General features: G+C 68.4%; 19 protein-coding genes. 9 read left to right on the top strand and 10 right to left on the bottom strand.

The window, feature by feature from the left end; all coding sequences use genetic code 11:
* Positions 1–13 precede the first annotated feature (13 nt).
* Positions 14–1,684, bottom strand: coding sequence for an MFS transporter (locus tag ASE58_RS05245; protein ID WP_055818509.1), 1,671 nt, complete (start codon positions 1,682–1,684; stop codon positions 14–16).
* 77 nt (positions 1,685–1,761) lie between these two features.
* Here ASE58_RS05245 and ASE58_RS05240 point away from each other — a divergent pair, with 77 nt between their 5' ends.
* Positions 1,762–2,073: a DUF167 domain-containing protein gene (locus ASE58_RS05240; protein WP_055819517.1), complete on the top strand. Its 312-nt coding sequence runs from the start codon at positions 1,762–1,764 to the stop codon at positions 2,071–2,073.
* A 229-nt stretch (positions 2,074–2,302) separates the two neighbouring features.
* Here ASE58_RS05240 and ASE58_RS05235 read toward each other — a convergent pair whose 3' ends face one another.
* From ASE58_RS05235 to ASE58_RS05225, 3 genes are read right to left on the bottom strand one after another with little or no spacing between them, the layout of a single operon-like run.
* Positions 2,303–3,466, bottom strand: coding sequence for a glutathionylspermidine synthase family protein (locus ASE58_RS05235; protein WP_055818507.1), 1,164 nt, complete (start codon positions 3,464–3,466; stop codon positions 2,303–2,305).
* Positions 3,466–4,209: a PspA/IM30 family protein gene (locus tag ASE58_RS05230; protein ID WP_055818506.1), complete on the bottom strand. Its 744-nt coding sequence runs from the start codon at positions 4,207–4,209 to the stop codon at positions 3,466–3,468. The genes ASE58_RS05235 and ASE58_RS05230 overlap by 1 nt, the downstream gene beginning before the upstream one ends.
* A gap of 13 nt (positions 4,210–4,222) precedes the next feature.
* The gene (locus ASE58_RS05225) at positions 4,223–4,654 is read right to left on the bottom strand and encodes a YjfI family protein (protein WP_055818504.1); all 432 of its coding nucleotides are present in this window, start codon (positions 4,652–4,654) and stop codon (positions 4,223–4,225) included.
* Positions 4,655–4,749: 95 nt separating this feature from the next.
* On the opposite strand from ASE58_RS05225, the gene ASE58_RS05220 reads away from it, so the two are divergent.
* The 4 genes from ASE58_RS05220 to ASE58_RS05205 are packed head-to-tail and all read left to right on the top strand — an operon-like array spanning position 4,750 to position 7,460.
* Entirely contained in the window at positions 4,750–5,754 is a 1,005-nt protein-coding gene (locus ASE58_RS05220) for a potassium channel family protein (RefSeq protein WP_055818502.1), read from the top strand.
* Positions 5,751–6,389 carry a DUF2491 family protein gene (locus ASE58_RS05215; protein ID WP_200909298.1) on the top strand — a complete coding sequence of 213 codons (639 nt, stop codon included), beginning with the start codon at positions 5,751–5,753 and terminating at the stop codon, positions 6,387–6,389. Before ASE58_RS05220 ends, ASE58_RS05215 begins: the two co-directional genes overlap by 4 nt.
* Before the next feature lie 13 nt (positions 6,390–6,402).
* Complete coding sequence (locus ASE58_RS05210; RefSeq protein WP_055758648.1) at positions 6,403–6,816, top strand: DUF350 domain-containing protein; 414 nt, start codon at positions 6,403–6,405, stop codon at positions 6,814–6,816.
* Positions 6,817–6,827: 11 nt separating this feature from the next.
* On the top strand, positions 6,828–7,460 hold the full coding sequence (locus tag ASE58_RS05205) for a DUF1190 domain-containing protein (protein ID WP_055758644.1): 633 nt from the start codon (positions 6,828–6,830) through the stop codon (positions 7,458–7,460).
* Positions 7,461–7,539: 79 nt separating this feature from the next.
* On the opposite strand, the gene ASE58_RS05200 is transcribed toward ASE58_RS05205, so the two are convergent.
* Entirely contained in the window at positions 7,540–8,037 is a 498-nt protein-coding gene (locus tag ASE58_RS05200; protein ID WP_055818499.1) for a low molecular weight protein-tyrosine-phosphatase, read from the bottom strand.
* Positions 8,038–8,249: 212 nt separating this feature from the next.
* On the opposite strand from ASE58_RS05200, the gene ASE58_RS05195 reads away from it, so the two are divergent.
* Both ASE58_RS05195 and ASE58_RS05190 read left to right on the top strand, forming a co-directional pair.
* Positions 8,250–10,331: a carbon starvation CstA family protein gene (locus ASE58_RS05195; RefSeq protein ID WP_055818497.1), complete on the top strand. Its 2,082-nt coding sequence runs from the start codon at positions 8,250–8,252 to the stop codon at positions 10,329–10,331.
* A complete protein-coding gene (locus tag ASE58_RS05190; RefSeq protein WP_055818495.1) occupies positions 10,315–10,503 on the top strand; it encodes a YbdD/YjiX family protein in 189 nt (62 codons plus the stop codon). The genes ASE58_RS05195 and ASE58_RS05190 overlap by 17 nt, the downstream gene beginning before the upstream one ends.
* Before the next feature lie 258 nt (positions 10,504–10,761).
* On the opposite strand, the gene ASE58_RS05185 is transcribed toward ASE58_RS05190, so the two are convergent.
* Positions 10,762–12,417, bottom strand: a complete 1,656-nt coding sequence (locus tag ASE58_RS05185; RefSeq protein ID WP_055818494.1) for an MFS transporter — start codon at positions 12,415–12,417, stop codon at positions 10,762–10,764.
* 160 nt (positions 12,418–12,577) lie between these two features.
* Between ASE58_RS05185 and acs the strand changes: the two genes are divergently transcribed.
* A complete protein-coding gene (gene acs / locus ASE58_RS05180) occupies positions 12,578–14,512 on the top strand; it encodes an acetate--CoA ligase (protein WP_055818492.1) in 1,935 nt (644 codons plus the stop codon).
* A 128-nt stretch (positions 14,513–14,640) separates the two neighbouring features.
* Entirely contained in the window at positions 14,641–15,258 is a 618-nt protein-coding gene (locus ASE58_RS05175; RefSeq protein ID WP_055818490.1) for a response regulator transcription factor, read from the top strand.
* A gap of 541 nt (positions 15,259–15,799) precedes the next feature.
* Here ASE58_RS05175 and ASE58_RS05170 read toward each other — a convergent pair.
* The 4 genes from ASE58_RS05170 to ASE58_RS18110 all read right to left on the bottom strand — a co-directional run bounded on the left by ASE58_RS05170 (position 15,800) and on the right by ASE58_RS18110 (position 24,797).
* A complete protein-coding gene (locus ASE58_RS05170) occupies positions 15,800–19,057 on the bottom strand; it encodes a hybrid sensor histidine kinase/response regulator (RefSeq protein ID WP_055818488.1) in 3,258 nt (1,085 codons plus the stop codon).
* A 171-nt stretch (positions 19,058–19,228) separates the two neighbouring features.
* On the bottom strand, positions 19,229–22,498 hold the full coding sequence (locus ASE58_RS05165; RefSeq protein ID WP_055818486.1) for an error-prone DNA polymerase: 3,270 nt from the start codon (positions 22,496–22,498) through the stop codon (positions 19,229–19,231).
* Positions 22,499–22,564: 66 nt separating this feature from the next.
* Positions 22,565–24,121: a Y-family DNA polymerase gene (locus ASE58_RS05160; protein WP_082467673.1), complete on the bottom strand. Its 1,557-nt coding sequence runs from the start codon at positions 24,119–24,121 to the stop codon at positions 22,565–22,567.
* The gene (locus tag ASE58_RS18110) at positions 24,006–24,797 is read right to left on the bottom strand and encodes an ImuA family protein (protein ID WP_162233504.1); all 792 of its coding nucleotides are present in this window, start codon (positions 24,795–24,797) and stop codon (positions 24,006–24,008) included. Before ASE58_RS18110 ends, ASE58_RS05160 begins: the two co-directional genes overlap by 116 nt.
* Between the last annotated feature and the right edge of the window lie 37 nt (positions 24,798–24,834).

Here is a 24,834-nt window from a genome sequence, read left to right as displayed (position 1 = left end):
GCCATCAGGGACATCAGCTGGAGCGCGTGGGGTCGGTCATCGGATCGGCCATTTCGCGCGGGGTCGGCAGGCGGCTGACCGGCAGCGATCCGGTCTGCCGCTCGATCATGCGGTGGACCCGCGGCGCATCCTCGCCCCGGTGCAGCGCCAGCAGCGCCTCGCTGTTCGCGCGATCGGCCTCCGTCCGGCGCTGGTTGTGGCGGATATATTCCAGCCAGGTGGAGACGTGATAGCGCTCGATCCACAATTCGGGATCGTTCAGGTCGCGCAGCAAGGCCCAGTGATGCGCCCCGTCGCGCCGCCGGATGCGCCGCCGTTCGTTCATCACGTTCAGGAACGTCACCACGTCCTTCGCCTCGATGCGATAATCGATCGTCACCACCACCGGCCCCGACCGCGCCTCCACCGGCACCTCGGTATCGGGCGTTTCCCAGCCGCGCGGAGCTAGGTTCGCCGTTTCGATATCGCGCAGCGGCAGCTTGAACCCGGCGACGACGCTCAGCATCTGGACCGCAGCGGCGGTCAGCAGCGCGGCCTCCACGCCCTTTCCTTCCGCGATCGATCCGAACAGCCAGCTGCCCATCGTCATCCCGCCGAACGCCGACATCTGGTACAGCGCCAACGCGCGCGCCACGACCCAGCGCGGCGCGGCCATCTGGACCGATACGTTGAACGTGCTGAGCGCCGCGACCCAACCGGCACCCGCCAGCACCAGCGCCGCCATGGTCAGCGGCAACCACGGGCTGAGCGCCGCGATCACCCCGCCCGCCGACAGCGCGGTGGCGGCGACCCGCACCAGCTTTTCCGGCGCCCACCGGCGGCGCAATCGCACGCTGGTCAGCGCCCCGCCGACCGCACCCGCCCCGAACGCACCCAGCAGCGCGCCATAGGTCAGCGGCCCGCCGGTCACCAGGTCGCGCGCGACCAGCGGCATCATCGCCGGCACCGCACTGGCGGCAATGCCGAACAGCGCGGCGCGCAGCAACACCGTGCGCAGCGACGGCGACATCCGGACGTAGCGGACGCCGGCCGCCATCGCGAGGCCCAGCGTCTCGCGCGGCAACAGGCGCGGGGCATAGTCCGGCTTCCACCGCGCCAGCACCGCGATCAGCCCGAGATAGCTCAGCGCGTTGGTCAGGAACGCCGCCGCCGCCCCCGCCGCCGCGACGATCGCGCCGCCGATCGCGGGTCCCACGCTGCGCGCGATATTGAACCCCATCGAATTGAGCGCGACCGCACTCGGCAACACGCTGCGCGGCACCATGTCGCCGACCGAAGCCTGCCAGGCCGGCCCGTTGATCGCGGTGCCGCACCCGATCAGGAAGGTGAAGCTGAGCAACAGCCATGGGCTGAGCAGCCCCATCCATGCACACACCGCCAGCGCGACCGACACGACCAGCATGAAACTCTGCGCCGCCAGCATCACCCGCCGTCGGTCGAGATTGTCGGCGACCGCCCCGGCCCATAGCGACAGCAGCATGATCGGCAGCGTCGTCGATGCCTGCACCAGCGCGATCATCTGCGGTGACGCCGCCAGCGACGTCATCATCCACGACGCGCCGACCGACTGGATCAGCCCGCCGAAGTTCGACGCCATCGACGCGATCCAGATGGCGCGAAAGATCGGGATCGACAGCGGGGAGCTATGCGTCGCCGTCGCGGTCGTTGCAGGGGTCGATGCCATGACGGCTGAATGCGGCAAGCGCCGCTTTGTGCCAACCCACTTGCAACGCCGATCCCTGTCACGCCATGGAAAGGACGATGCGCGATCCCTTCACCCTCGACGCGACCGGCGCGACGCTGACGATCCGCGCCATCCCGAAGGCATCGAAGACGGCGGTGACGGGCGTGGTCGCGCTGGAGGGCGATGCGACCGCGCTGGGCCTGCGCGTCGCCGCTCCGCCGGTCGACGGCGCGGCGAATGACGAAGTGATGCGCTTCGTGGCGAAGGCGCTACGCGTCGGGCGAGGATCGGTGACGCTGGTCGCGGGTCAGACGAGCCGGTTGAAGCGGCTGCGGATCGTGGGCGATGCGGTGGTGCTGGAGAAGGCGTTGCGGGCGCTCCTACCTTGATCGTCATTCCCGCGCAGGCGGGAATCCATAGGCGCAGCGCCGCAGCACCATCACGACCGTCAGCGGCAATGGGCTCCCGCCTGCGCGGGAACGACGAACCGGCCCTCCTTCGTCATCCCGGCGAAGGCCGGGATTCATTGTGTCGGGCGGCAACAACGAAAACGCGACGTGGCCGCGTCCATGGATTCCGGCCTACGCCGGAATGACGAGGGGTCGGCCGAAGAAGCCCTCAAACAATCGCATGCGGCACGAACCGCGCAAGGTCACGCGTGATCGGCCCGTCATCCTCGCGCACCGACAGCGCAACGGCTTCATCGCCCACGATCCACGACCCGACCACCGCATGGTTGCCGTCGAACACCGGCAGCGGGCTGAGCGCCTGCACGACATGCCCTTCCTCACCATAGCCACCGTCCGGCCCACGCGCCGTCGTGGCACCGTCGACCAGCTGGATATCCCACCCCTCGCGTGAAAAGATCGGCTTGCGGACATAGGCATCGCCAATCTCCGCCAGCGCCGCCGTATCATCAGCAAAGGCGGCGGGCAGCAGGTTCGGATGCCCCTTATGCCGCTGCCACAACAGCGGCAGGATGCCCTTGTTCGACAGCAACGCCTTCCACGCCGGCTCCAGGAACAACGTCTTCGTCGCCGCCAGCTGCCGGGCATAGGGTTCGCGCAGCATATCCTCCCACGGATACAGCTTGAACAGCGCGGCGATCAGCACGTCCTCGCCATCGACGAACGCGCCGTCGCCATCGACGCCGATCCGATCGATCGCGACGAACGCCGGGTCCAACCCGGCCTGCCGCGCGACATCCTCTAGATAGCGCACCGTCTGCCGATCCTCGACATGATCGTCGATCGACGCGAAATGCACCGTGCTGCCCCGCGTGAACAGCGCGCCGAAGCGTTCGACCAGCGCATCGTGCAGCCGGTTATACTGATCCGCACCCTCGGGCAGCGTCCCCTCGGCGATGCGATCCTCCAGCCACTGCCATTGGAACAGCGCGGTCTCGAAGATGCTGGTCGGCGTATCGGCGTTATATTCCAGCATCTTGGCCGGGCCGGTCCCGTCAAACGCAAAATCGAAGCGTCCATAGAGCGACGGCGCATGGGCGCGCCACGACGCCGCCACCACGTCGCGCATATCGTCGGGAATGGCGAGGCGGTGCATCAACGCGTCGCTGCCGACCACCTCGTCCACCAGATCGCGGCACATCCCGTGCAGCTCGGCGCTGGGACCCTCGATCCCCTGCTCCACCTCGTCGAGCGAGAAGGCGTAATACGCCTCCTCCTCCCAATATTTCTGCCCGTCCTGATGGTGGAAGGTGAATCCCATCCGCTCGGCGGTCGCCCGCCAGTCGGGGCGTTCGGCGACCGCGCGGCGTTCCATCAGTCGCGCCCGATCGTGCCGCCGTCGCGCGTGCCGTCCGACAGGCGCGGCGCGGCGTCTTTGGGCTGCGACAGCCGGGCGAGAATGTCGTCGGCGCTCGACGATCCGGGCAGCAGCCCGGCGGCCTGCAACTTCGCGTCGAGGTCCGCGCCGGTGCGCATGTCCTCCAGCTCGGCCGATGCGCGGAACTTCTCCTCGCGGATCGCCTGCCGCTCCTTCAACCGGGCCAGGCTGTCCGCCGCCGACCCGAGCGACGATGCCGCCCCGCCATAGCTGCTGGCGACCGAGGCCTGCGCCTTCTGCACGCTCTCGTTCGCGCGGACCACGTCGACTTCGCGGCGCAGCGCGTCGATCTTGCCGTCGCCGGTCTTGATAATGCCGCGAATCTTGTCCTCGGCGGCGCGCATGTCGGCGATCTGCGGGGTCTTGCTCGACTGTTCCTGCTCGATCGTGGCCAGCCGCTGCGCGACTTCGCGCGCCAGATCCATGTCGCCGCGCGCCATCGCGGCGCGGGCCGACGATTCATACTTGTCGCGCTGCGAGGTCAGCGCCTCCAGCTCCTTTTCCATCATCCGCCGCTTGGCGGTCAGCGTCGCCAGGTCGTCGCGCGCCTTCGCCTGCAACGACCCCGCATCGCGAATCTGCTGGTCGAGGATCGTCAGCGCCTTGGCATCGACGATCGACTGGCCGGTTTCATGCGCGGTGCCGCGGACCAGCGCGACCAGATTCTTCCACATCGACATCCAACCTACTCCGTTACGCGGCAAATTCGGTGCGCAGCTCGGACGCCGCCTCGATCGCGTTCTGCGCCAATACGCGCAGTTCGATCAGCACGGTACGCAGCGACGATTCGACCGACAGTTCACCCACCAGCTCATAATATTCGCGTCCGCCGACTTCGGCGATGGCGAAATTCGACAGCGGCACCAGCTTCTGCGTTTTCAGCAGGAATCGGTTGAACGCGTGCTGGTCGGCCTGTTCGTCGACCGGCCACAGCAGCGACGACACGACGATCTGCTCGCCCGCGACCGAGGCAAAGATCGCCAGGTCGCCGAAATGGTGCATCGTCAGCTTCAGGACCGGTTCGGCCTGCTCGATCCGCTCGACGCTCAATTCTTGCGTGTGCTCGCCGGTGCCCAGCGCATCGGCCAGCGTGGCCACGGTCCAGCTACGGGGTGCGTCGTCCATCCATCCCTCCGAAACGCCGGCCCGGTGTATTGGCCGCGCTTGACACCCCAAGCATAAGGCGCGACCAAAAAGCAAGGTGCGGGGGCAGTCGAGGAATGAAGCCATTCAGTCTGGGCAGATATCTCCGGCGCCTCTACCTCGCGGCCAGCGAGCTGCATCGCGGCGTGCTGCTCTCGCTGCTCGTGCTGCACATGGCGCTGTCATGGGAATTGCTGGCCTGGGCGGGCGAGGCGGACCTGACCGCCGCCCCGGCCTATCTCTACTGGTATGCGACCACCGCCTCGACGGTCGGCTATGGCGACCTGTCGCCGAAATCGGATGCCGGGCGGATCGTCACCGCGCTGTTCGTGATGCCGGGCGCGATCGCGCTGTTCACCGTGTCGATCGCCCGCGCCTTTGCCGGGGTGTCGGCGCGCTGGCGCCGGCGGCGCATGGGGTTGGGGGATTATAGCGCGATGCGTGGCCATATCGTCCTGGTCGGCTACGACCCCGACCGCACCCCCCGCATGATCGCCGAGATCGTCGCCGACGGGCAGGGCCATGAACTGGTGCTGGTCGCGACGCAGGAACTGACCGGCGATGCGGCCGACCACCGCTTCGTCCGCGTCGGTTCGCTCACCGCCCCCGCCGACCTGCGCCGCGCCGGGGTCGCCACGGCCGAGCGGGTCATCGTCTATGGCCCGTCCGACCCCGATACGCTGGCGGCGACGCTGGCCGTCACCGCGCTCAACGACACCGGCCACGTCGTCTGCTTCCTGCGCGATCCCGACACCGCCGGGCTGCTCACCGCGCACTGCCCGCAGGTGGAGGTCGTGCTGACCCCCACGGTCGAACTGGTGGTGAAGGCGTTGAGCGATCCCGGCTCCAGCCGCCTGATCGCGCAACTGGCCAGCCATACCGACGATGGCGGCACGCTGTACGCCACCGCCGCGCGAACCGCCGGCAGCTTCGACGACGCCGCGCGCGATCTACGCACGCGCGGCGGGATATTGGTCGCGACCTGTGGTGCTGGCAGCAATTCGCCGGTATTCGACCCCGAAGGCCAGATCGCGGTCGGCGACCGGCTGTTCTACATCGCGCGCACAAGGATCGCGGCATGATTTTCGGCAGCCTGTTCGGCGGCGCTCCCCGTGAAGAAACCCCCGCCGTGGCGGTGGTGCGCAACATCACCATCGGGCGACAGGTGCGGCTGGACGCGCTCGCGTGGCGGCGGCTGACCGGTGCGGCCTTCACCCTCGACCGCGATACGCTGGAAATCACCGCGCAGGGCCTGATCCGGCTCGACGACGGCAGCCATGTCCACCGCTTCTACACCGACGACGAACTGATGCTGCAGGCGGTCAGCCAGCGGGCGGACGGGGCGGACGCCGACGATTTCACCCTGTTCCGCCCGTGGTCGTCGACGTACCCGACCGACTGGGCCGATACCGGCGCGTTCCGCCAGCGCCTGTCGCAGCCGCTGTGGGACGAACCCGGCCTCGCCCGCTTCGACCGCTTCTGGTACCCCGACGACGACCGGGTGCAGCCGCCGGTCGAGCTGTGGGAAGCGGTGTACGAGGAACGCACCGGCGCGCCGGTCCGCCATATCAAGCAGGCCTGCATGCTCTATGCCCGCGAAGTGCCGCCCGAGGGGCAGGAACTGCTGCTGGCGCTGGCGATGCAGCCCGAGGGCGGCGACCTGACGCACGAAATCATGGTCGGGCTGCCGCTGCTACCCGCCGAATTCAACGCCTGAAGGGGGACCCGCGATGTTCGATATTGCCTATTTCACGAACGGGGCGGCGCATTTCATCGTCGCCTTCGGCCTTGCCTGCCTGTTCCTCACCGTCTTCAAATGGCTCTATCAGGTCTCGACCCCCTATGACGAACGCGCGCTGATCGCGGCGAACAACACCGCCGCGGCGGTGGCGCTGGGCGGGGCGATCATAGGGTTCGCGCTGCCGCTCGCCTCCGCATTGGAAGTGACCAGTGGCGTCGTCGAATTCACCGCCTGGGCGCTGCTTGCCGGCGTGATCCAGATCGTCGCCGCGCTCATCATCCGCCGCGTCGTCGTGCGCGACATGGCCGCGCGGATCGAAGCCGGCAACCTCGCCAGCGCGACCTACAGCGCGGCGACCTCGATCGGCGTGGGCCTGCTCAACGCCGCATCGATGACCTATTGAGGGGCCGATCCATGACCACCCTGCCCCCCCGCCGCAAACGCTCGGTCGCCGCCGGCCTCTCCGCCGTCGGTGCGGTCGCGATGCTGTCGGGCTGCGACGACAATAACGAACAGGCGCGCTTCGGCCCCCAGACCGAAGTCGCCGCGTTCCAGACGATCCAGCAATGCGTCGACAGCGGCCAGTACGACCGCGCGACCTGCGTCGCCGCCCAGCAAAAGGCGTTCAACGACGACGGCAAGGCCGCCCCGCGCTACGACAGCCAGGCGCTGTGCGAGGAACAGTTCGGCGCAGCGCAGTGCCAACGCCGCAGCGAAGGCGGACAGAGCTTCTTCACGCCGCTGCTCACCGGCTTCCTGATCGGACAGATCCTCAACAACAATTCGGCACGCTACAATTATGGCGGGCTGTACCGCGAACGGCGCGATGGCAGCGGCGGCGGCGGTGGCTGGTATACCGGGTCGGGCGCGTATCTCAGCCCGAACAACGGCTATCGCTACAATGTCGGCAGCAAGGCGATCACGACCCCGGTCACGACCCAGCGCATCCAGACGCGCAGCTCGGTCGTCTCGCGCGGCGGCTTCGGCGGCCGGGTGAGCGCCCGGTCGAGCGGCGGCTGGGGCGGCGGGCGGTCGTTCGGGGGGTGAGACCCACGAACTTCGTCCTTCCCGCGCAGGCGGGAATCCATATGCGCTGACGTTCCGGCTCTGATCACAACGTCAGCGGCTATGGATTCCCGCCTTCGCGGGAAGGACGATCTTGGGCCAACCCCGCCAAGATCGCGTCCGCCGCCGCCGACACATCGCCCCACGTCACCGCAAATCCGGCATCGTCGCCATAATAGGGATCGGCCACCGCCTGTCCCGCGCGCCCCGGCACCACGTCCAGCAGCAACCCGACCACCGCCGTGGCATCCGCCGGCGCCCGCCGCCGCAGCTCGGCCAGATTGTCGCGGTCGAGCGCGTAGATATGGTCGAAGCGGCGAAAGTCCGCCGCCTGCACCTGTCGCCCGCGATAGCCGGAAATGTCGATCCCGTGCCGCCGCGCCTCGGCCTGCGCGCGGCGGTCGGGCGGGTCGCCGACATGCCACGCCCCGGTCCCGGCCGAATCGACCTCGATCGCCACCCCAACACGCACCGCCGCAGCACGCAACGCCGCCTCGGCCAGCGGCGAGCGACAGATATTGCCGAGGCAGACGAACAGGATCGATGGGGTTTGCGGCATCGGGCTCTCCAAGGCCCCCTCCCCAACCCCGTTCGGTTCGAGCAGCTTCGAGCCTGTCGAGAAGCGTCTGTCGAGAACTTGGCCGTTTGGGGCAACCCCTTCTCGACAAGCTCGAACCTTCGCTCGGAGCAACCGGGAAGAAGAAGCCGACAAAACCCATGGCATCCCCCGCCCCCTTGCGCCAAGAGTATCCCAAAACAGGGGAGAGACGCATGGCGACCGCAGCAGTCACACCGATCGCGCCGAAACGGCTCGGCGAATGGATCGGCTGGGCGATAGTCGCCATTGTCGGCGCGGTCGCGCTCGGCTGGATCGCGCTGATGCGCGGCGAACCGGTCAACGCGCTGTGGATCGTGGTCGCCTCGCTCTGCGTCTACGCCATCGCCTATCGCTTCTACGGCCTGTTCATCGCGTCGCGCGTGCTGCGCGTCGATCCGTCGCGCCCGACCCCCGCCGTCCGCCGCGACGACGGCCTCGATTACGTGCCGACGCACAAGGGCGTGCTGTTCGGCCACCATTTCGCGGCCATCGCCGGGGCCGGCCCGCTGGTCGGCCCGGTCCTCGCGGCACAAATGGGCTACCTCCCCGGCACGCTGTGGCTGCTCGCCGGGGTCGTGTTCGCCGGCGCGGTGCAGGATTTCCTGATCCTCTATTTCTCCACCCGCCGCGATGCGCGGTCGCTGGGCGACATGATCCGCAGCGAAATGGGGCTGATCCCCGGCACCATCGCCCTCGTCGGCGTGCTGATGATCATGGTCATCCTGCTCGCCGTCCTCGCGCTGGTGGTGGTCAAGGCGTTGACCGGCAGCCCGTGGGGCACCTTCACCGTGTTCGCGACCATCCCGATCGCGGTGTTGATGGGCCTCTATGGCCGCTTCCTGCGTCCCGGCAAGATCGCCGAAATGTCGCTGATCGGCTTCGTCCTGCTGATGGCGGCGATCATCGGCGGGGAGCCGGTGGCCCATTCGCCGACCTTTGCGCCGCTGTTCACCTATTCGGGTCCCGCGCTGGCGCTGATCCTGATGGCCTATGGCTTCGTCGCGTCGGTCGTGCCGGTGTGGCTGCTGCTCGCCCCGCGCGACTACCTGTCGACGTTTCTCAAGATCGGCGTGATCGCCGGCCTGGCGCTCGGCATCCTCTATGTCCGCCCCGACCTGCAGATGCCCGCCGTCACCCATTTCATCGACGGCACCGGCCCGGCCTTTTCGGGCAAGCTGTTCCCGTTCCTGTTCATCACCATCGCCTGCGGGGCCGTCTCCGGCTTCCACGCGCTGATCGCCAGCGGCACGACGCCCAAGATGGTGGCGAGCGAGGCCGACCTGCGCTTCATCGGCTATGGCGCGATGCTGACCGAGAGCTTCGTCGCGATCATGGCGCTGATCGCTGCCTGCGTCCTCGACCCCGCCGTCTATTTCGCGATGAACGCGCCTGCCGCGCTGATCGGCACGACCGCCGACAGCGCGGCACAGGCGATCGCCCAGTGGGGCTTCGTCATCACCCCCGACATGCTGACCCAGCTGGCGCGCGACGTCGGCGAAACCAGCATCCTGTCGCGCGCCGGCGGCGCGCCGACGCTGGCGGTCGGCATGGCGCATATCCTGTCCCAGGTGATCGGCGGACAGGCGATGATGGCCTTCTGGTATCACTTCGCGATCCTGTTCGAGGCGCTGTTCATCCTGACCACCGTCGATGCCGGCACCCGCGTCGCCCGCTTCATGATCCAGGACCTGCTCGGCAGCTTTATCCCCGCGATGAAGGAGACGCAGAAGCTCGGCCCCAACCTGATCGGCACCGCGCTCGCCGTCGCCGCCTGGGGCTGGTTCCTCTACAGCGGCGTCACCGATCCGCTGGGCGGGATCAACACGCTGTGGCCGCTGTTCGGCATCTCGAACCAGATGCTCGCCGCCATCGCGCTGATCCTGTCGACCGTGCTGCTCTTCAAGATGAAGCGGGATCGCTATGCGTGGGTGACGATCGTCCCGACCGCATGGCTGCTGATCTGCACGCTGACGGCGGGCTGGCAGAAGCTGTTCGACGCCAATCCAAAGATCGGCTTCCTCGCCCATGCGAACGTCTTTTCCGAAGCGCTGGCACGCGGCGAGATCCTGGCACCCGCCAAGACGGCGTTGGAGATGCAGCGGATCATCCTCAACGACCGCATCGACGCCGGCCTGTGCGTACTGTTCATCGTCGTGGTGCTGTCGATCCTGACCTACGGCATCGGCGCGATCCGCAAGGCAAAGGCATCGCCGACCCCGACCGCGCAGGAGGTCGGCGATGCCCTTCCTGCATAAGCTCGCCGAAACCGCGCGGCTGATGGTCGGCGTTCCCGATTACGATCGCTATGTCGCGCACCGGGCGGCACATCATCCGGACGAACCGGTCATGACGCTGAAGGAATTCCACCGCGACCGCGTGGCCCGCCGCTACGGCACCGGCCCCGGCGCGCCGCCAAGGTGCTGTTGAGCGCCAACCTCTCCCAACCGTCACCCCGGACTTGATCCGGGGTCCCGCTTCTTCTGCAACCGTGGTCAAGAAGCGGGACCCCGGGCCGAGCCCGGGGTGACGCAGTTTGCGATGCCCGCACCCCCATCGGCAGCATCGCCTAAACCCAAAACACAACCGTACCCCCGCGCAGGCGGGGGTCCAGAGCCAGGCAAGCCACGATAGCGTATGCCGCCCTGGACCCCCGCCTGCGCGGGGGTACGGTAATGTTACTCGCGGCTAGTCCCGAATATTCCGCCGGAACGTCTCCGGCAGGAACAGCACGCCCAGCACCAGCGTAACCACCGCCAGCACCACCGGATACCACAGCCCATAATAGATATCGCCCGTCGCCGCGACCATCGCGAAGGCGGTCGTCGGCAGGAACCCGCCGAACCAGCCATTGCCGATATGATAGGGCAGCGACATCGACGTATAGCGGATGCGGCTGGGGAACAGCTCGACCAGCAGCGCCGCGATCGGGCCATAGACCATGGTCACCAGGATCACCATGAACCACAGGATCAGGATCACCAGCGGCTTGTTGATCGCCGCCGGATCGGCCTTCGCCGGATAGCCCGCCGCAGTCAGCGCCGCCGCGACCTCGCCCTGATACGCCGTGATCGCCGCCGCCCGCGCCGGCCCGGTCACCTTCGACGGATCGGGCGCCAGCAGCACCCGGTCGCCGACCGCCACGCTGGCGATGGTCCCCGCCGTCGCCTCGACATTGGTGTAGCTGATGCCATTCTTCGCCAGATAGGACTTTGCAATGTCGCAGCTTTTCGCATCGAACTTGTTCCGCCCGATCGGATCGAACTGGACCGAACAATCCTCGTCATGCGCGGTCACCCGCACCGGCGACGCCACCTGCGCCTTCGCCAGCGCCGGATTGGCGGCATTGGTCAGCGCACCGAATAGCGGGAAATAGGTCAGCGCCGCCAGCGCGCAGCCGCCCATGATGATCCATTTCCGCCCGATCTTGTCCGACAGCCAGCCGAAAAACACGAAGAACGGCGTGCCCAGCGCCAGCGAGATTGCCAGCAGCACGTTCACCGTCGCGCCGTCGACCTTCATCATCTTTTCAAGGAAGAACAGGACGTAGAACTGACCCGTATACCACACTACCGCCTGGCCCATCGCCGCGCCGAACAGCGCGATCAGCACGAGCTTCAGGTTCGGCCAGCGCAGGAACGCCTCGGTCAGCGGCGCCTTCGACGTCTTGCCCTCTTCCTTCATCTTCAGGAACACCGGGCTTTCTGACAGCTGCAACCGGATCCACATCGACACGCCCAGCAGCAGGATCGACACGAGGAACGGCAACCGCCAGCCGAACCCGCCGAACGTCTCCTCGCCCAGCGCCGTGCGGAACCCGATCACGACCAGCAGTGCCGCGAACAGCCCCATCGTCGCCGTCGTCTGGATAAAGCTGGTGTACAGCCCCCGCTTTCCATCGGGCGCATGTTCCGCGACATAGGTCGCAGCACCGCCATATTCGCCGCCCAGCGCCAGCCCCTGCACGATCCGCAGCAGCACCAGGATGATCGGCGCGGCCACGCCGATGCTGGCATAGGACGGCAGCAACCCCACCGCGAAGGTTGACAGGCCCATCAGCCCCATCGTCACCAGGAACGTGTTCTTGCGCCCGACCAGATCGCCGATCCGCCCGAACACCAGCGCGCCGAACGGCCGCACCGCAAAGCCGGCGGCAAACGCGCCCAGCGCCAGGATAAACCCGGTCGTCTCGTTCACGCCCGAAAAGAACTGCTTCGAAATATAGCTGGCGAGCAGCCCGTAGAGGTAGAAATCATACCATTCGAACACGGTGCCGAGCGACGACGCCGCGATCACCAGTTTCTCGTTCTGGCCCTTATGGGGCGTGGCTATCGCCTCTGCCATGGCGGCATCCTCTCGTTTTCCGGCGCGGTCTGTCGCCGCACCTTCTTGCCGCGCCAGTGTCATGCGCGCGCGCCATGGCGGCCAGTACGACCTTGGTCGTAGGGGCCACCGGCTTGACGCGCGCCCCCGCGACCGCACATCAGGCGCACAGGAGAGACATATGACCCAGACGATCCATGCGGCACCGCAGGACGCCGCCGCCAAGGTGGACAAGGCCGAATACGACGCGCGCTACGCCGCATCGGTCAAAGACCCCGAAGCCTATTGGCGCGAGGGCGGCCGCTGCATCGACTGGTCGCGCCCCTATAGCGAGGTCAAGGACACCTCCTTCGACGAAGCGGATTTCCGCATCCGCTGGTTCGCCGATGGCCAGACCAACGTCTCGGTCAACTGCCTCGACCGCCATCTGGCCGAACGCGGCGATCAGGTCGCCATCCTCTGGGAAGGCGACGAACCCGGCGAGACGCGCAAGGTCACCTATCGCGAACTCCACCAGCAGGTCTGCTGCTTCGCCAACGTGCTGAAGGCCAAGGGCGTGAAGAAGGGCGATCGCGTCACCCTCTATTTGCCGATGGTCCCCGAAGCCGCCGCCGCGATGCTCGCCTGCACCCGCATCGGCGCGATCCATTCGATCGTGTTCGGCGGTTTCAGCCCCGACAGCCTCGCCAACCGCCTGGTCGATTGCGACAGCCACCTCGTCATCACCGCCGACGAAGGCTGTCGCGGCGGCAAGCGCATCCCGCTGAAGGCCAATGTCGACAAGGCGCTGGAAAACGCCCCCGGCGTCGACACCGTCATCGTCATCCGCCGCAGCGGCGGCACCGTGCCGATGGTCGAGGGCCGCGATTTCTGGCTCCACGATCTCCTCGCCGACGCCGCGCCCGACTGCCCGGCCGAGCCGATGGACGCGGAAGACCCGCTGTTCATCCTCTACACGTCGGGATCGACCGGCAAGCCGAAGGGCGTGCTGCACACCACCGGCGGCTATCTGGTCTGGGCGCACACCACCTTCCGCGACGTGTTCGATTACCGCGATGGCGAAGTCTTCTGGTGCACCGCCGATATCGGCTGGGTCACCGGGCACAGCTATGTCGTCTATGGCCCGCTGTCGAACGGCGCGACGACGGTGATGTTCGACGGCGTGCCCAACTATCCCGACCATGGCCGTTTCTGGGAAACCATCGACCGGCTGGGCGTCAACATCTTCTACACCGCCCCCACCGCGATCCGCGCGCTGATGCGCGAGGGCGACAGCTGGGTCACGAAGAGCAGCCGCCAGTCGCTGCGCCTGCTGGGCAGCGTCGGCGAACCGATCAATCCGGAGGCATGGGACTGGTATCACCGCGTCGTCGGCGACCGGCGCTGCCCGATCGTCGATACCTGGTGGCAGACCGAAACCGGCGGCATCCTCATCTCGCCGCTCCCCTATGCCACCGATCTCAAACCCGGCAGCGCGACGAAGCCGCTCCCCGGCGTCCAGCCGATGATCGTCGATGCTGAGGGCAAGGAACTGACCGGCGCGACCGAAGGGAACCTGTGCATCACCGACAGCTGGCCCGGCCAGATGCGGACGGTGTGGGGCGACCACGACCGCTTCTTCCAGACCTATTTCACCACCTATCCCGGCAAATATTTCACCGGTGACGGCGTGCGCCGCGATGCGGACGGCTATTACTGGATTACCGGCCGCGTCGATGACGTCATCAACGTCAGCGGCCACCGCATGGGCACCGCCGAGGTCGAAAGCGCACTGGTATCGCATCCGAAGGTCGCCGAAGCCGCCGTCGTCGGCATGCCGCACGACATCAAGGGCCAGGGCATCTATGCCTATGTAACGCTCAACGCCGGCGACGAACCGTCCGACGACCTGCGCGCCGAACTGCGCCAATGGGTCCGCAAGGAAATCGGCCCCGTCGCCACCCCCGACGCGCTGCAATTCGCCCCCGGCCTGCCCAAAACCCGCTCGGGCAAGATCATGCGCCGCATCCTGCGCAAGATCGCCGAGAACGACACGTCGAATTTGGGCGACACCTCGACGCTGGCCGACCCGTCGGTCGTCGACACGCTGGTCGCCGAGCGTATCCAGCCGGCGTGAGGGGCGACCACCCACCCCTCCCGTCACCCCGGGCTTGACCCGGGGTCCCGCTTCTTCCCTCCACCGTTGCAGAAGAAGCGGGACCCCGGATCAGGCCGGGGTGACGACGGAGAGACGAGAACAGGCCGATGACCAACATCCTCGTCGCCGACGACCACCCCCTGTTCCGCCAGGCGCTGACCCTCGCCGTCCTGCAGGTCCGCCCCGACGCAAACATCGTCGAAGCCGGCTCGCTCGACCGCGCCGTCCAGGCCGTACGCGAAGCCGGCACCCTCGCCCTCATCCTGCTTGACCTGAACATGCCGGGCGCGGTCGGCTATAGCGGCGTGGCGCTGCTCCATGCCGAGGCGCCCGACGTCCCCATCCTCGTCGTCTCCGGCGCAGACCGTGCGGCGGCCTTTGCCCAGATCGCCCGCTTCGGCGCGGTCGGCTTCGTCGGCAAGGACGCGCCGCTCGAATCGATCGAGGCCGCCATCGCCGCCGCCCTCACCGGCGAACGCATGGTCGCAGACGATGCCGCAGAGGACGACATGGCCGCCCGCGTCGCCGCGCTGACCCCGACGCAACTGCGCGTCCTGCTCGGCGTCCTCGCCGGCCGCCTGAACAAACAGATCGCCCACGACCTTGGCATCGCCGAAGCGACGGTAAAGGTCCACATGACCGCCGTCCTGCGCAAGCTCGACGTCGGCAACCGCACCCAGGCCGCCGTCGCCGCCCGCGCGCTGGGGCTGGAGGTTACCGGATAGGCGGACTATCCACCCCAAACGTCACCCCGGACTTGATCCGGGGTCCCGCTTCTTCTGCAACGGCAGTTGCAAAGCGACCCCCCGCCGCTGTCCTACAAGGCCACGGCCTGCCATGGTCGCGACCGCTCTTTCGCATCGTCGCAACCAGCCCGCCGCCCGGCCACACTCGTCACATCGACGAAGGCTGGGACCTCCATCGACACTGCCCTAAGCACGCCGCGAACCGCCCCGCTCCAACGCGCAACGAAAACGTGGCGAGTGTGAACTTTGTGAACTTTGGCCGAAAAATCCTTTGTTTCCAACGACACGCCATGGGCAAAGCCCATGCCGTCGGACGACGCTCCCCGCGCCGCCGGCCGGCCGCGCCTTCAGGCTCGGCCTAGCTTCGCTACGCCTTGCCCGTCGCGGCGAGTGTGAACTTTGTGAACTTTGACCGAAAAATCCTTCGTTTTCAACGGCACGCCATGGGCAAAGCCCATGCCGTCGGACGGCGCTCACCGCGCCGCCGGCCGGCCGCGTCTTCAGGCTCGCCGTAGCTGCGCTACTGCTTGCCCGGCGCGGCCAGCCACCCGTCGAACACCTCACCCGATAACGGCTTCAACAACACCGCCACCCCCGCAACCTGCGCCGCCTCGGCCAGCGTCCGGCTGGCATCCGCCGTCACCAGCGCCACGCGCAGCCCCGGCTTCTGCACCCGCAGCGCCGCGATCAGCGCCAGCCCATCGACCGTCCCGCCCAGATCGTGATCGACGAACGCAACGTCCTCGGTCACCGCCGACAACGCCTCCTCGACGCAAGCCGCCACCCGCACCTGGTGCCCCCGGCTCACCGCCAGCGCCGCCATCGCCCGCCGCACCCCGGCATCGTCATCGACGATCAGGCACGACAACGGCCCAACCTCCCGCGCCGCCACGCGCTGTGGCACCGGCGCCACCACGCCCTCGACCATCGGCAGCGTCACCGCAAAGCGGCTCCCCCGCCCGACCCGGCTGTCGAGATCGACCTGCGCGCCCAGCAACGCCGCCGTCCGCGCGACGATGGCAAGGCCGAGGCCCAGCCCGGCATCCTCCGCCGTCGCCAGCCGTTCGAACTCGCGAAACACCCGCGCCCGGTCGGTATCGGCAATGCCCGGCCCGCTATCGACCACCTCGATCCGTGCCTGGCCCCCACGCCGCCGCACGCCGATCACCACCCCGCCCCGCGCCGTGTAGCGCACCGCATTGCCGAGCAAATTCTGCACGATCGAGCGCAGCAGCACCCGGTCGGTCGCCACCACCGCATCCCCCGGCCCCAACCGCAACGTCAGCCCCTTCGCCCGCGCCTGATCGGCGAAACTGTCGACTAGCTCGGCCAGCAGGTCGCGTGACCCGAAGCGCGTCGGCACCGGCACGATCCCCCCGGCATCCAGCTTGGAAATGTCGAGCAGCGCGCGCAGCAGCTGGTCCGCCGCCGCGATCGACTGGTCGATCCGCTCGACCAGCGGCTTCGCCCGATCATCCGCCCCACGCGCCAGCGCGGCGGTGAACAGCCGCGCGGCATGGAGCGGCTGCAACAGGTCGTGGCTGGCAGCGGCCAGGAATCGGGTCTTGTCCGCCGTCGCCCGCGCCAGCGCCGCGTTCGCATCCGACAGCGCCCGCGTCCGCGCCTCGACCCTGCGCTCCAGCTCGGCCCGCGCCGTCTCTACCGCACGCAGGGCCTGCGCCTCGGCGGTAATGTCCGAAAAGCACATGACATAGCCGCCGCCCGGCATCGGCCCGCCGACCGTCTTCAGCACCCGCCCATCGCTGCGGACGCGCTCGAAACTGTGCCGCGTCCCCCGCCGCATATGCGCCAGCCGCCGCCGCACATGGTCTTCGACCTCGCCCGGCCCGCAATCGCCGCGCAGCGCATTGAACGCGATCGCATCGGCGATCGGCGCGCCGACCCGGATCATGCCGGCCGGAAAGCCGAACAGGTCGAGGTACCGCTGATTCCATGCGACCAGGTTCAGCTCGGCATCGACCACGCTGACCCCCGGATCGATATGCTCCAGCGTCGCGGCCAGCAGCCCCTTGGAAAATTGCAGGCTCTGCCCGCTCTCATCCAGCATCCGGGCGACATCCTCGGCGCCCAGCCCCTCCCCCGACAATGCCGATGCGACCAGCCGCCGTGCCGACGACACCCCCACCGCCTGCGCCACCAGCCGCTCGGCCCGGCGTGCCGCACGGGCGTCGATATGGGTGCCGCTCCCCAGTTCGGCGGCGGCGCGCTCCTCGCCCACGAACCGCGCGACCAGCTGGGTCAGCTCGGACAGGTCGCGCACCGGCGGCACCCGGTCGTCGCGCACGAACGGCAGGCGCGGCGCGCGCGACATGGCGACGATCGCATGGACGATCAGGTTCGCAGCCAGCGTCACCACCGCCGCCGTCGCGACCGCGCCCATGCCCGGCATCGCTGGGATCGGCAGCGGCGCACCGCTGAGCGTCGGCACGAACAGCAGCAACGTCCATCCACACAGGCCGGTGGCCAGCCCCGCCTTCGCCGCCATCGGATCGCGCCCGCCGCCCAGCACCGCCAGCACCAGCGCCGGGGCGAACTGCGCCATTGCCGTAAAGGCGACCAGCCCGATCGTCGCCAACGCCCGCGTCGTCGGGATCAGCAGCGCACTCAGCAACGCCACCCCGACGATGCCGACGATCACCGCCCGCCGCACCCATAGCAAAGTCCGCCCGACATGCGCGGCGGCGGCCATGCGCGGGCTGCGCAGCAACAGCGGCGCGATCAGGTCGTTCGACACCATCGTCGCCAGCGCGACCGTCTCCATCACCACCATCGCCGTCGCCGCCGAAAACCCGCCGACGAACCCCAGCAGCGCGATCGCCGGCGCACCCGCCGCCAGCGGCATGGCGATGACCAACAGGTCGGGCCGCGTCACGCCCCCCTGCACCAGCGCGCCCCAGGTGATCGGCACGACCAGCAGTGCGGTCAGCGCCAGATAGGCGACGAACGGCCAGCGTGCCCGCGCCGGGTCCTGCGGGTCGTGTGCCGCGATCACCGTCACATGGAACTGGCGCGGCAGGCACAGCATCGCCGCCATCGCCAGCAGCGTCGCGATGGCGAAATCGCCGATCGCCGGCGGCCGGGCGAGGCCGCTTGCCAGCCGCGTCAGCCCGGCGGCCCGATCCGCCGGCGCCGCCCCCGCCACCAGCCACAGCGCGAACAGCGCGACCGCGGCAAAGGCGGCCAGCTTGATGAGCGACTCCACCGCCACCGCCGCCAGCAACCCGCCATCGGCCCGCTCGCGCGCATCGCCGCGCGTGCCGAACGCGACGGCAAACCCGGCCAGCACGATCGCGGTGACGATCATCGGCCGCGTGGCATCGGTCATGCCCGACAGCGCGCCATAGCTGGTCGCGACCGACCGCAACTGCAGCGCGACATAGGGCACGGTACCGGTCAGCGCGATCAACGTGACCAGCGCCGCCACCCCCCGGCTGCGCGAAAACCGCCCGCCGATGAAGTCGGCGATCGACGTCGCGCCATCGGCCTGCACCGCCGCCACCAGCCGCACCAGCAACCGCCGCCCGCCGACGAACAACAGGATCGGCCCCAGATAGATCGGCAGATACGCCCAGCCATCCGCCACCGCGCTGCCGACCGCGCCGTTGAAGGTCCAGCTGCTGCAATAGACCGCCAGACCCAGCGTATAGACCGCCCGCCGCTGCCCCGCCGCGATGCCGCGCCGCCGCACGATCCACGCCACCGCGAACAGCAGCGCGGCATAGCCGATCGCGACGACGAACAGCAGCAACCCGTCCATGGCGACCCTCCCCCTGCGGCGATCGACGTCGACACCGCCTTCATCGTCACCCCGGACTTGATCCGGGGTCCCGCTTCTTCTGCCACGCTCGTGAGTAAGCGGGCCCCCGGATCAAGTCCGGGGTGACGAAAGAGTCCTAAGTGCTGTCCTACGCCCCAGCCAAGGGGGATGTCAGTGGAAATCGCGCGACTTGGGCACCAGCCGCACGTCGCGCGGGTGGCGCGATGCCATCGGGCGAACGACCTCCGATTCCTGCACGCTCGCCTCGCCCAGCGTGTCGAGCAGGTCGCTGCGATCGCGCACCCGCGCGCCCATCAGGTGAACGATGCCCTCACGGGTGCGCTGCACCTCCCCCTCGACCAGCATCAGCCGCGCGCCCATCACCTCGCGCCGATACGCCTCGAACAGCCGCGCCCACAGCACGACATTGGTGATGCCGGTATCGTCCTCCAGCGTGACGAAGATCGCATTGCCCTTGCCCGGCCGCTGGCGGACAAGGACCAGGCCGGCGGCGGTCACCTTCGCCCCCGCCTTCGCCGCCATGATGTCGGCACAGCTCGCCACCCCCATCCGTGTCAGCCGGTCGCGCAGGAACTGCATGGGGTGGCCCTGCAACGACAGCCGCAGCGTCTGGTAATCGGTCACGACATGCTCGACCTCGGGCATCGTCGGCAGCGCCATGTCCGGCTCCGCGCCCAGCTCGGCGGCGCGGGCATGGGCGAACAGCGGCAGTTCGGCATCGGGCGTGCGCCGCACCTCCCACAACGCCTCGCGCCGGTCGCGCCCGATCGAGCGGAACGCATCGGCATCGGCCAGCAGCCGTAGCGCCCGCTGCGGCAACCGCGCGCGCCGCGCCAGTTCCTCGACGCTGGCAAAGGGGCGCGCGGCGACGATCGCCTCGGCCCAACGCTCGCGAAACCCGTCCATCTGCCGAAAGCCCAGCCGGAGCGCGAGCGAGCCCTGTTCCTTCGTCACCCCGGACTTGATCCGGGGTCCCGCTTCGCCTTCTGCGGTCGAGCGCAGGCAGCTCTCCAGCACATTGTCCCATGCGCTGACATTCACATCGATCCCGCGCACCGCGACACCATGATCGCGCGCATCACGGACGATCTGCGCCGGAGCGTAGAACCCCATCGGCTGCGAATTGAGCAGCGCGCAGGCGAACACCGCTGGGTAGTGGCATTTTATCATGGAAGACACATAGACCAGCCGCGCGAACGACAGCGCGTGGCTCTCGGGAAAGCCATAGCTGCCGAACCCCTCGATCTGGCGAAAGCAACGCTCGGCGAAGTCGGGTTCGTAACCCCGCGCCGTCATGCCGGTGACCAGCTTGTCGCGCAGTTCCTGGATCGTGCCGGGATTGCGGAACGTCGCCATCGCCTTGCGCAGCTTGTTTGCTTCGCCCGGCGTGAAACCGGCGGCGACGATCGCCAGCTTCATCACCTGTTCCTGAAACAACGGCACACCATATGTTCGGCTGAGCAGCGTCCTGAGTTCATCGGGGTCATGCGGTGGCTTGGGCGAGGGATAGGTGACGATCTCCTGCTTCGCCCGCCGCCGCAGATAAGGGTGCACCATGTCCCCCTCGATCGGCCCCGGCCGCACGATCGCGACCTGCACCGACAGGTCGTAGAGATTCTCGGGCTTCAGACGCGGCAGCATGTTCATCTGCGCCCGGCTTTCCACCTGGAACACGCCGATGCTGTCGCCCTTGTGCAGCATCTCGTATACCGCCTTGTCATCGGCCTTCAGGTCGACGGTCAGGTCGTGGTCGCCAAGGCCATGGTGGCGCAGCAGGTCGAACGCCTTGCGGATACAGGTCAGCATGCCGAGCGCCAGCACATCGACCTTCATCAGCCCCAGCGCGTCGATATCGTCCTTGTCCCATTCGATGAAAGTCCGCCCTTCCATCGCGCCGTTATGGATCGGCACCATCTCGTCCAGCCGCCCCTGCGTCAGCACGAACCCGCCGACATGCTGCGACAGATGGCGGGGGAATTTCAGGATCTGGTCGACCAGATCGCGCAGCTGGGCGATCTCCGGATTGTCGAGGTCGAACCCGGCACTGGTATAGCGCCGTGCCTCCATATCGCCCGCGAAGCTGCCCCACACGGTACTGCCCAGCCGCTGCGTCACGTCACGGGTCAGGCCCAGCACCTTGCCGACCTCCGCCACCGCGCTGCGCGGACGATAATGGATGACGGTCGCCGCGATGCCGGCGCGCTCGCGGGTATAGCGGGCGTAAATATACTGGATCACCTCCTCGCGCCGTTCATGTTCGAAATCGACGTCGATGTCGGGCGGCTCGCCCCGCTGTTCGGACACGAAGCGCGAGAACAGCAGGTCATGCTCGCTCGGATCGACCGAGGTGACGCCCAACAGGAAACACACGATCGAATTGGCCGCCGACCCACGCCCCTGGCACAATATCGGCGGGTCGCAGGTGCGCGCGAACCGGACCAGATCGTGGACCGTCAGGAAATAATGGGCGTAGTTCTTGCTACGGATCAGCGCGAACTCCTCGTCCAGCCGCCGCCGCACCTCGACCGGCAGGTCGGGACCATAGCGATCCTGCGCGGCGGTCAGCGTCAGATGCTCCAGCCAGTCCTGCGCCTCCCACCCATCCGGCACCGGCTCATGCGGATATTCGTATTTCAGGTCGGTCAGGCGAAACTCGATCCGCTTCAGCAGCCGCACGCTTTCGTCGACAGCCTCCGGGCAATCGCGGAACAGCCGTGCCATCTCCAACGGGTCCTTCAGATGCCGCTCGGCATTCGCTGCCAGCTTGCGGCCGGCAGCGGCGATCGTCGTCCCCTCGCGAATGCAAGTGAGCACGTCGTGCAGCGAGCGCTGTTCATGCGTCGCATAGAGCGCATCGTTGGTCGCCAGCAGCGGCACACCGACGGCTCTCGCCAGCGCCATCCTTGCCGCCAGTCGCCGCCGATCCCGCCCGCCACGCGGCATCGCCGCCGCCAGCCACACCCGCCCCGGACAGACATCGCCGAGCCGCGCCAGCAGCGCCGCATCGGGCGCGGTGACGATCAGCAGCAGCCCCTCCTGCCATGCAAGCAGATCGGTCAGCTCGAGGTGACAGTCGCCCTTCCTCGCCCGCCGGTTACCTTTGGTCAGCAGCCGCGTCAGCCGGCCCCATGCCGCACGGTCGACCGGATAGGCGACGATGTCCGGCGTACCATCGGCAAACACCAGCCGCGCACCGACGACCAGATCGAAGTCGTTGGGCGGCAATCCCTGCTCGACCAGCCCCTCGTTCGCCTTCTTCAGCGCCAGAAACGCCTGCACCACACCCGCCACGGTATTGCGGTCGGCGATGCCGATCCCGGCCATCCCCAGCGCGTTTGCCTGTGCCACCATGTCGCACGGCGGCGACGCCCCGCGCAGGAACGAGAAATGCGTCGCGGCGATCAGTTCGGCAAAGGCCATCTCACCGACGCGCCCCGCCCACCACGCCGCCTGCGCGGGAATGACGAAGGGCGGCAGGCCATCCCCTCACGCGAACACCCCATGCACATACCACATCGGGTCCGGCGTCTCGCGATCATACAACCCGTGCCGAAAGATCCAGTAACGCCGCCCGCGCACATCCTCGACCCGGTAGTAATCCCGCGTCCTGACCTTCGCCTGGCCCCGCCGCCACCACTGCGCGGCGATCCGCTCCGGCCCTTCGAAGCGGATCACGTCGTGCAGCACCCGGCGCCAGCGAAAGCGGTGCGGCGGGCCATCGGGCACCTCGGCCATCACCTCGATCTGCTGCGGCGGGTCGAACAGGTGGATCGGGCGCAGCGGCGGCTCGCCCGCCTCCGGCACGTCCCAGCCGGTCGGCACCGGCGCGTCGATCGCGTCGATCGTCAGCATCCCCTGTTCGGGCAGGTGGCTGTCGCCCGGCGCGACCCGCGCGATCCGCCCGCGCCCCAGCCGCGTGCTGAGGCGATCGACCAGCGCTGCCATCGCCTCTTCGCTGACCGCCCCGCCCTCCAGCTGTAACTGCGTGGGGGCGAGCGGTTCGAGCGCGGGGACGCTCATGCGGATCATGTCGAAACCAAAGCCGGGATCGATCGGATCGGCCAGCGCATCGATCCGTTCGCGGAACAGCCGCAGGATCGACGGCGGATCGCGTAAAGGCAGCCCGCTTTCCACCGCCAGATCGCGCAGCGCCCCATCGGCACGGTACAGTCGCACCGCAAAGCGCCGCCCACCCCGATCCCGCGCGGTCAGTTCGGCCTCCGCCTCCGCCGCCAGCTCGCCAATCGTTGCCAGCACGTCGCCGTCGCGCGCGATCGGTTCGGCGAAACGCCGTTCGAAGAACAACGCCGGCAGCGCCCGGCGCGGCCGCAACCGCTGGTCGGCATCACCCAGCAGCCGCGCCAGTGCCGCCACCGTCTCCTTACCAAAGCGCGCCGCGATCGGCGCGGTCGGGCGGCTCGCCAGATCGCCGATGGTGCGCAGCCCCGCGCGGCGCAGCGCGACCGCGATCTCGTCGTCCAGCCTGAGCGCCGCGACCCCCAGCCGCCGGATCGCCGCCGCCTCGCTCGCCGCAGGGGCACTCTGGAACCGGGCCAGCGCCTGTGCGGCATCGGGCGTATCGGCCAGTGCGTGGCGCAGCATCCCGAACCGCGCCAGCCGCGCCTCGACCTCGGCGACCAGCGCGCCTTCGCCGCCGAACAGGTGCGCGCAGCCGGTAATGTCCAGCGTCACCCCGTCGCCCCCGTCCAGCGCGACCAGCGGCGTGAACCGGTCGCAGGCGTCGGCAATTCGCTCCAGCCAGCCATGATCGGCAAACGGATCGGAATCGACCGCGACCAGATCGGGCAACTGCGCCCGCGCATCGGCCAGCGCCATGCCGGGTGCCAGCCCCTTGTCCGCCGCGTGGCGGTCGACCGATGCAATGCGCAGGGCGCCGCGCACCGTTTCGACACAGACGAACGGCGCATCATCCGGCACGACGCAGGGGGATTGGGATCGCAACCGGTCGGTGGGCAGGAACGGCCACCACAGCGCCAGATGGCGTCGGCCGCTGGGCCGGGCTGGTGAAGACGGCTTGCTCACGGTTCCACTCCACTTGCCAGCGACCATCGGCACCCCGGCCGCGCTGACGCAATAATTCGATGTCGAAGGTCGGATGCCCCGGCGCATTGGCCGGCAGCGGTTGCGAGGCGCAGGACCGCACCGCCCAGCGGGTATCGGCGGCACTCGCCACCGGAGTAGCAGCAATGCGCAGCAACAGCGCCGTCACCCCGCTTTCCTCCGCCGCCAGCGCTAGGCGACGACTGGCGGTCAGGTCGAGCGGTCGGGGATCGCCATGCAGTTCGATCACCGCCACCCCGACTCCGGCACAGCGCACCACATCGGCGGCGGCGCGTAGCACCGACAGTGGATCGGGCAGGAAGCCGAGCAGCAGCCGCGCGGGATCGACGCCGATCTCGACCAGCCCCGGTGCGTGCAAATGCCCGCCCCCGCGCACCGCCGCCTCCTCGCGCAGCCACACGATACCGCCGCCCAGCCGAATCGACAGCATCCCCGCAAAGCCGGTCGCGCTGCCGGCATCGCCCGCTTCGCCCGCGAAAATCTCGTGCAGCCGCCCGCGCGCCAGGCCACCGCCCAGCGCGGCGTCGATATCGCCATGCCCGGTCGCCACCCGCACCGCCTCGCCCACCGGCGCACGCCGCTCCATGGCGGCGACTTGCCGCTTCAGCGCGGACAGGGTGGGCGACTCTAAGTTCATGGTTTGTTCTTATCCCCCAACCCTTATGGATTCGTCA

The sequence above is a fragment of the Sphingomonas sp. Leaf9 genome (genome assembly GCF_001421355.1).
GTDB lineage: Bacteria > Pseudomonadota > Alphaproteobacteria > Sphingomonadales > Sphingomonadaceae > Sphingomonas.
Note: the sequence above shows the minus strand (reverse complement) of the source record. Positions and strands in the feature narration are given on the sequence as shown.

What these genes read in the sequence shown, in the direction of transcription:
- ASE58_RS05245 (WP_055818509.1), bottom strand. Translation starts at nt 1,684, where the DNA reads ATGGCATCGACCCCTGCAACGACCGCGACGGCGACGCATAGCTCCCCG.
- ASE58_RS05240 (WP_055819517.1), top strand. Translation starts at nt 1,762, where the DNA reads ATGCGCGATCCCTTCACCCTCGACGCGACCGGCGCGACGCTGACGATC.
- ASE58_RS05235 (WP_055818507.1), bottom strand. Translation starts at nt 3,466, where the DNA reads ATGGAACGCCGCGCGGTCGCCGAACGCCCCGACTGGCGGGCGACCGCC.
- ASE58_RS05230 (WP_055818506.1), bottom strand. Translation starts at nt 4,209, where the DNA reads ATGTCGATGTGGAAGAATCTGGTCGCGCTGGTCCGCGGCACCGCGCAT.
- ASE58_RS05225 (WP_055818504.1), bottom strand. Translation starts at nt 4,654, where the DNA reads ATGGACGACGCACCCCGTAGCTGGACCGTGGCCACGCTGGCCGATGCG.
- ASE58_RS05220 (WP_055818502.1), top strand. Translation starts at nt 4,750, where the DNA reads ATGAAGCCATTCAGTCTGGGCAGATATCTCCGGCGCCTCTACCTCGCG.
- ASE58_RS05215 (WP_200909298.1), top strand. Translation starts at nt 5,751, where the DNA reads ATGATTTTCGGCAGCCTGTTCGGCGGCGCTCCCCGTGAAGAAACCCCC.
- ASE58_RS05210 (WP_055758648.1), top strand. Translation starts at nt 6,403, where the DNA reads ATGTTCGATATTGCCTATTTCACGAACGGGGCGGCGCATTTCATCGTC.
- ASE58_RS05205 (WP_055758644.1), top strand. Translation starts at nt 6,828, where the DNA reads ATGACCACCCTGCCCCCCCGCCGCAAACGCTCGGTCGCCGCCGGCCTC.
- ASE58_RS05200 (WP_055818499.1), bottom strand. Translation starts at nt 8,037, where the DNA reads ATGCCGCAAACCCCATCGATCCTGTTCGTCTGCCTCGGCAATATCTGT.
- ASE58_RS05195 (WP_055818497.1), top strand. Translation starts at nt 8,250, where the DNA reads ATGGCGACCGCAGCAGTCACACCGATCGCGCCGAAACGGCTCGGCGAA.
- ASE58_RS05190 (WP_055818495.1), top strand. Translation starts at nt 10,315, where the DNA reads ATGCCCTTCCTGCATAAGCTCGCCGAAACCGCGCGGCTGATGGTCGGC.
- ASE58_RS05185 (WP_055818494.1), bottom strand. Translation starts at nt 12,417, where the DNA reads ATGGCAGAGGCGATAGCCACGCCCCATAAGGGCCAGAACGAGAAACTG.
- acs (WP_055818492.1), top strand. Translation starts at nt 12,578, where the DNA reads ATGACCCAGACGATCCATGCGGCACCGCAGGACGCCGCCGCCAAGGTG.
- ASE58_RS05175 (WP_055818490.1), top strand. Translation starts at nt 14,641, where the DNA reads ATGACCAACATCCTCGTCGCCGACGACCACCCCCTGTTCCGCCAGGCG.
- ASE58_RS05170 (WP_055818488.1), bottom strand. Translation starts at nt 19,057, where the DNA reads ATGGACGGGTTGCTGCTGTTCGTCGTCGCGATCGGCTATGCCGCGCTG.
- ASE58_RS05165 (WP_055818486.1), bottom strand. Translation starts at nt 22,498, where the DNA reads ATGGCCTTTGCCGAACTGATCGCCGCGACGCATTTCTCGTTCCTGCGC.
- ASE58_RS18110 (WP_162233504.1), bottom strand. Translation starts at nt 24,797, where the DNA reads ATGAACTTAGAGTCGCCCACCCTGTCCGCGCTGAAGCGGCAAGTCGCC.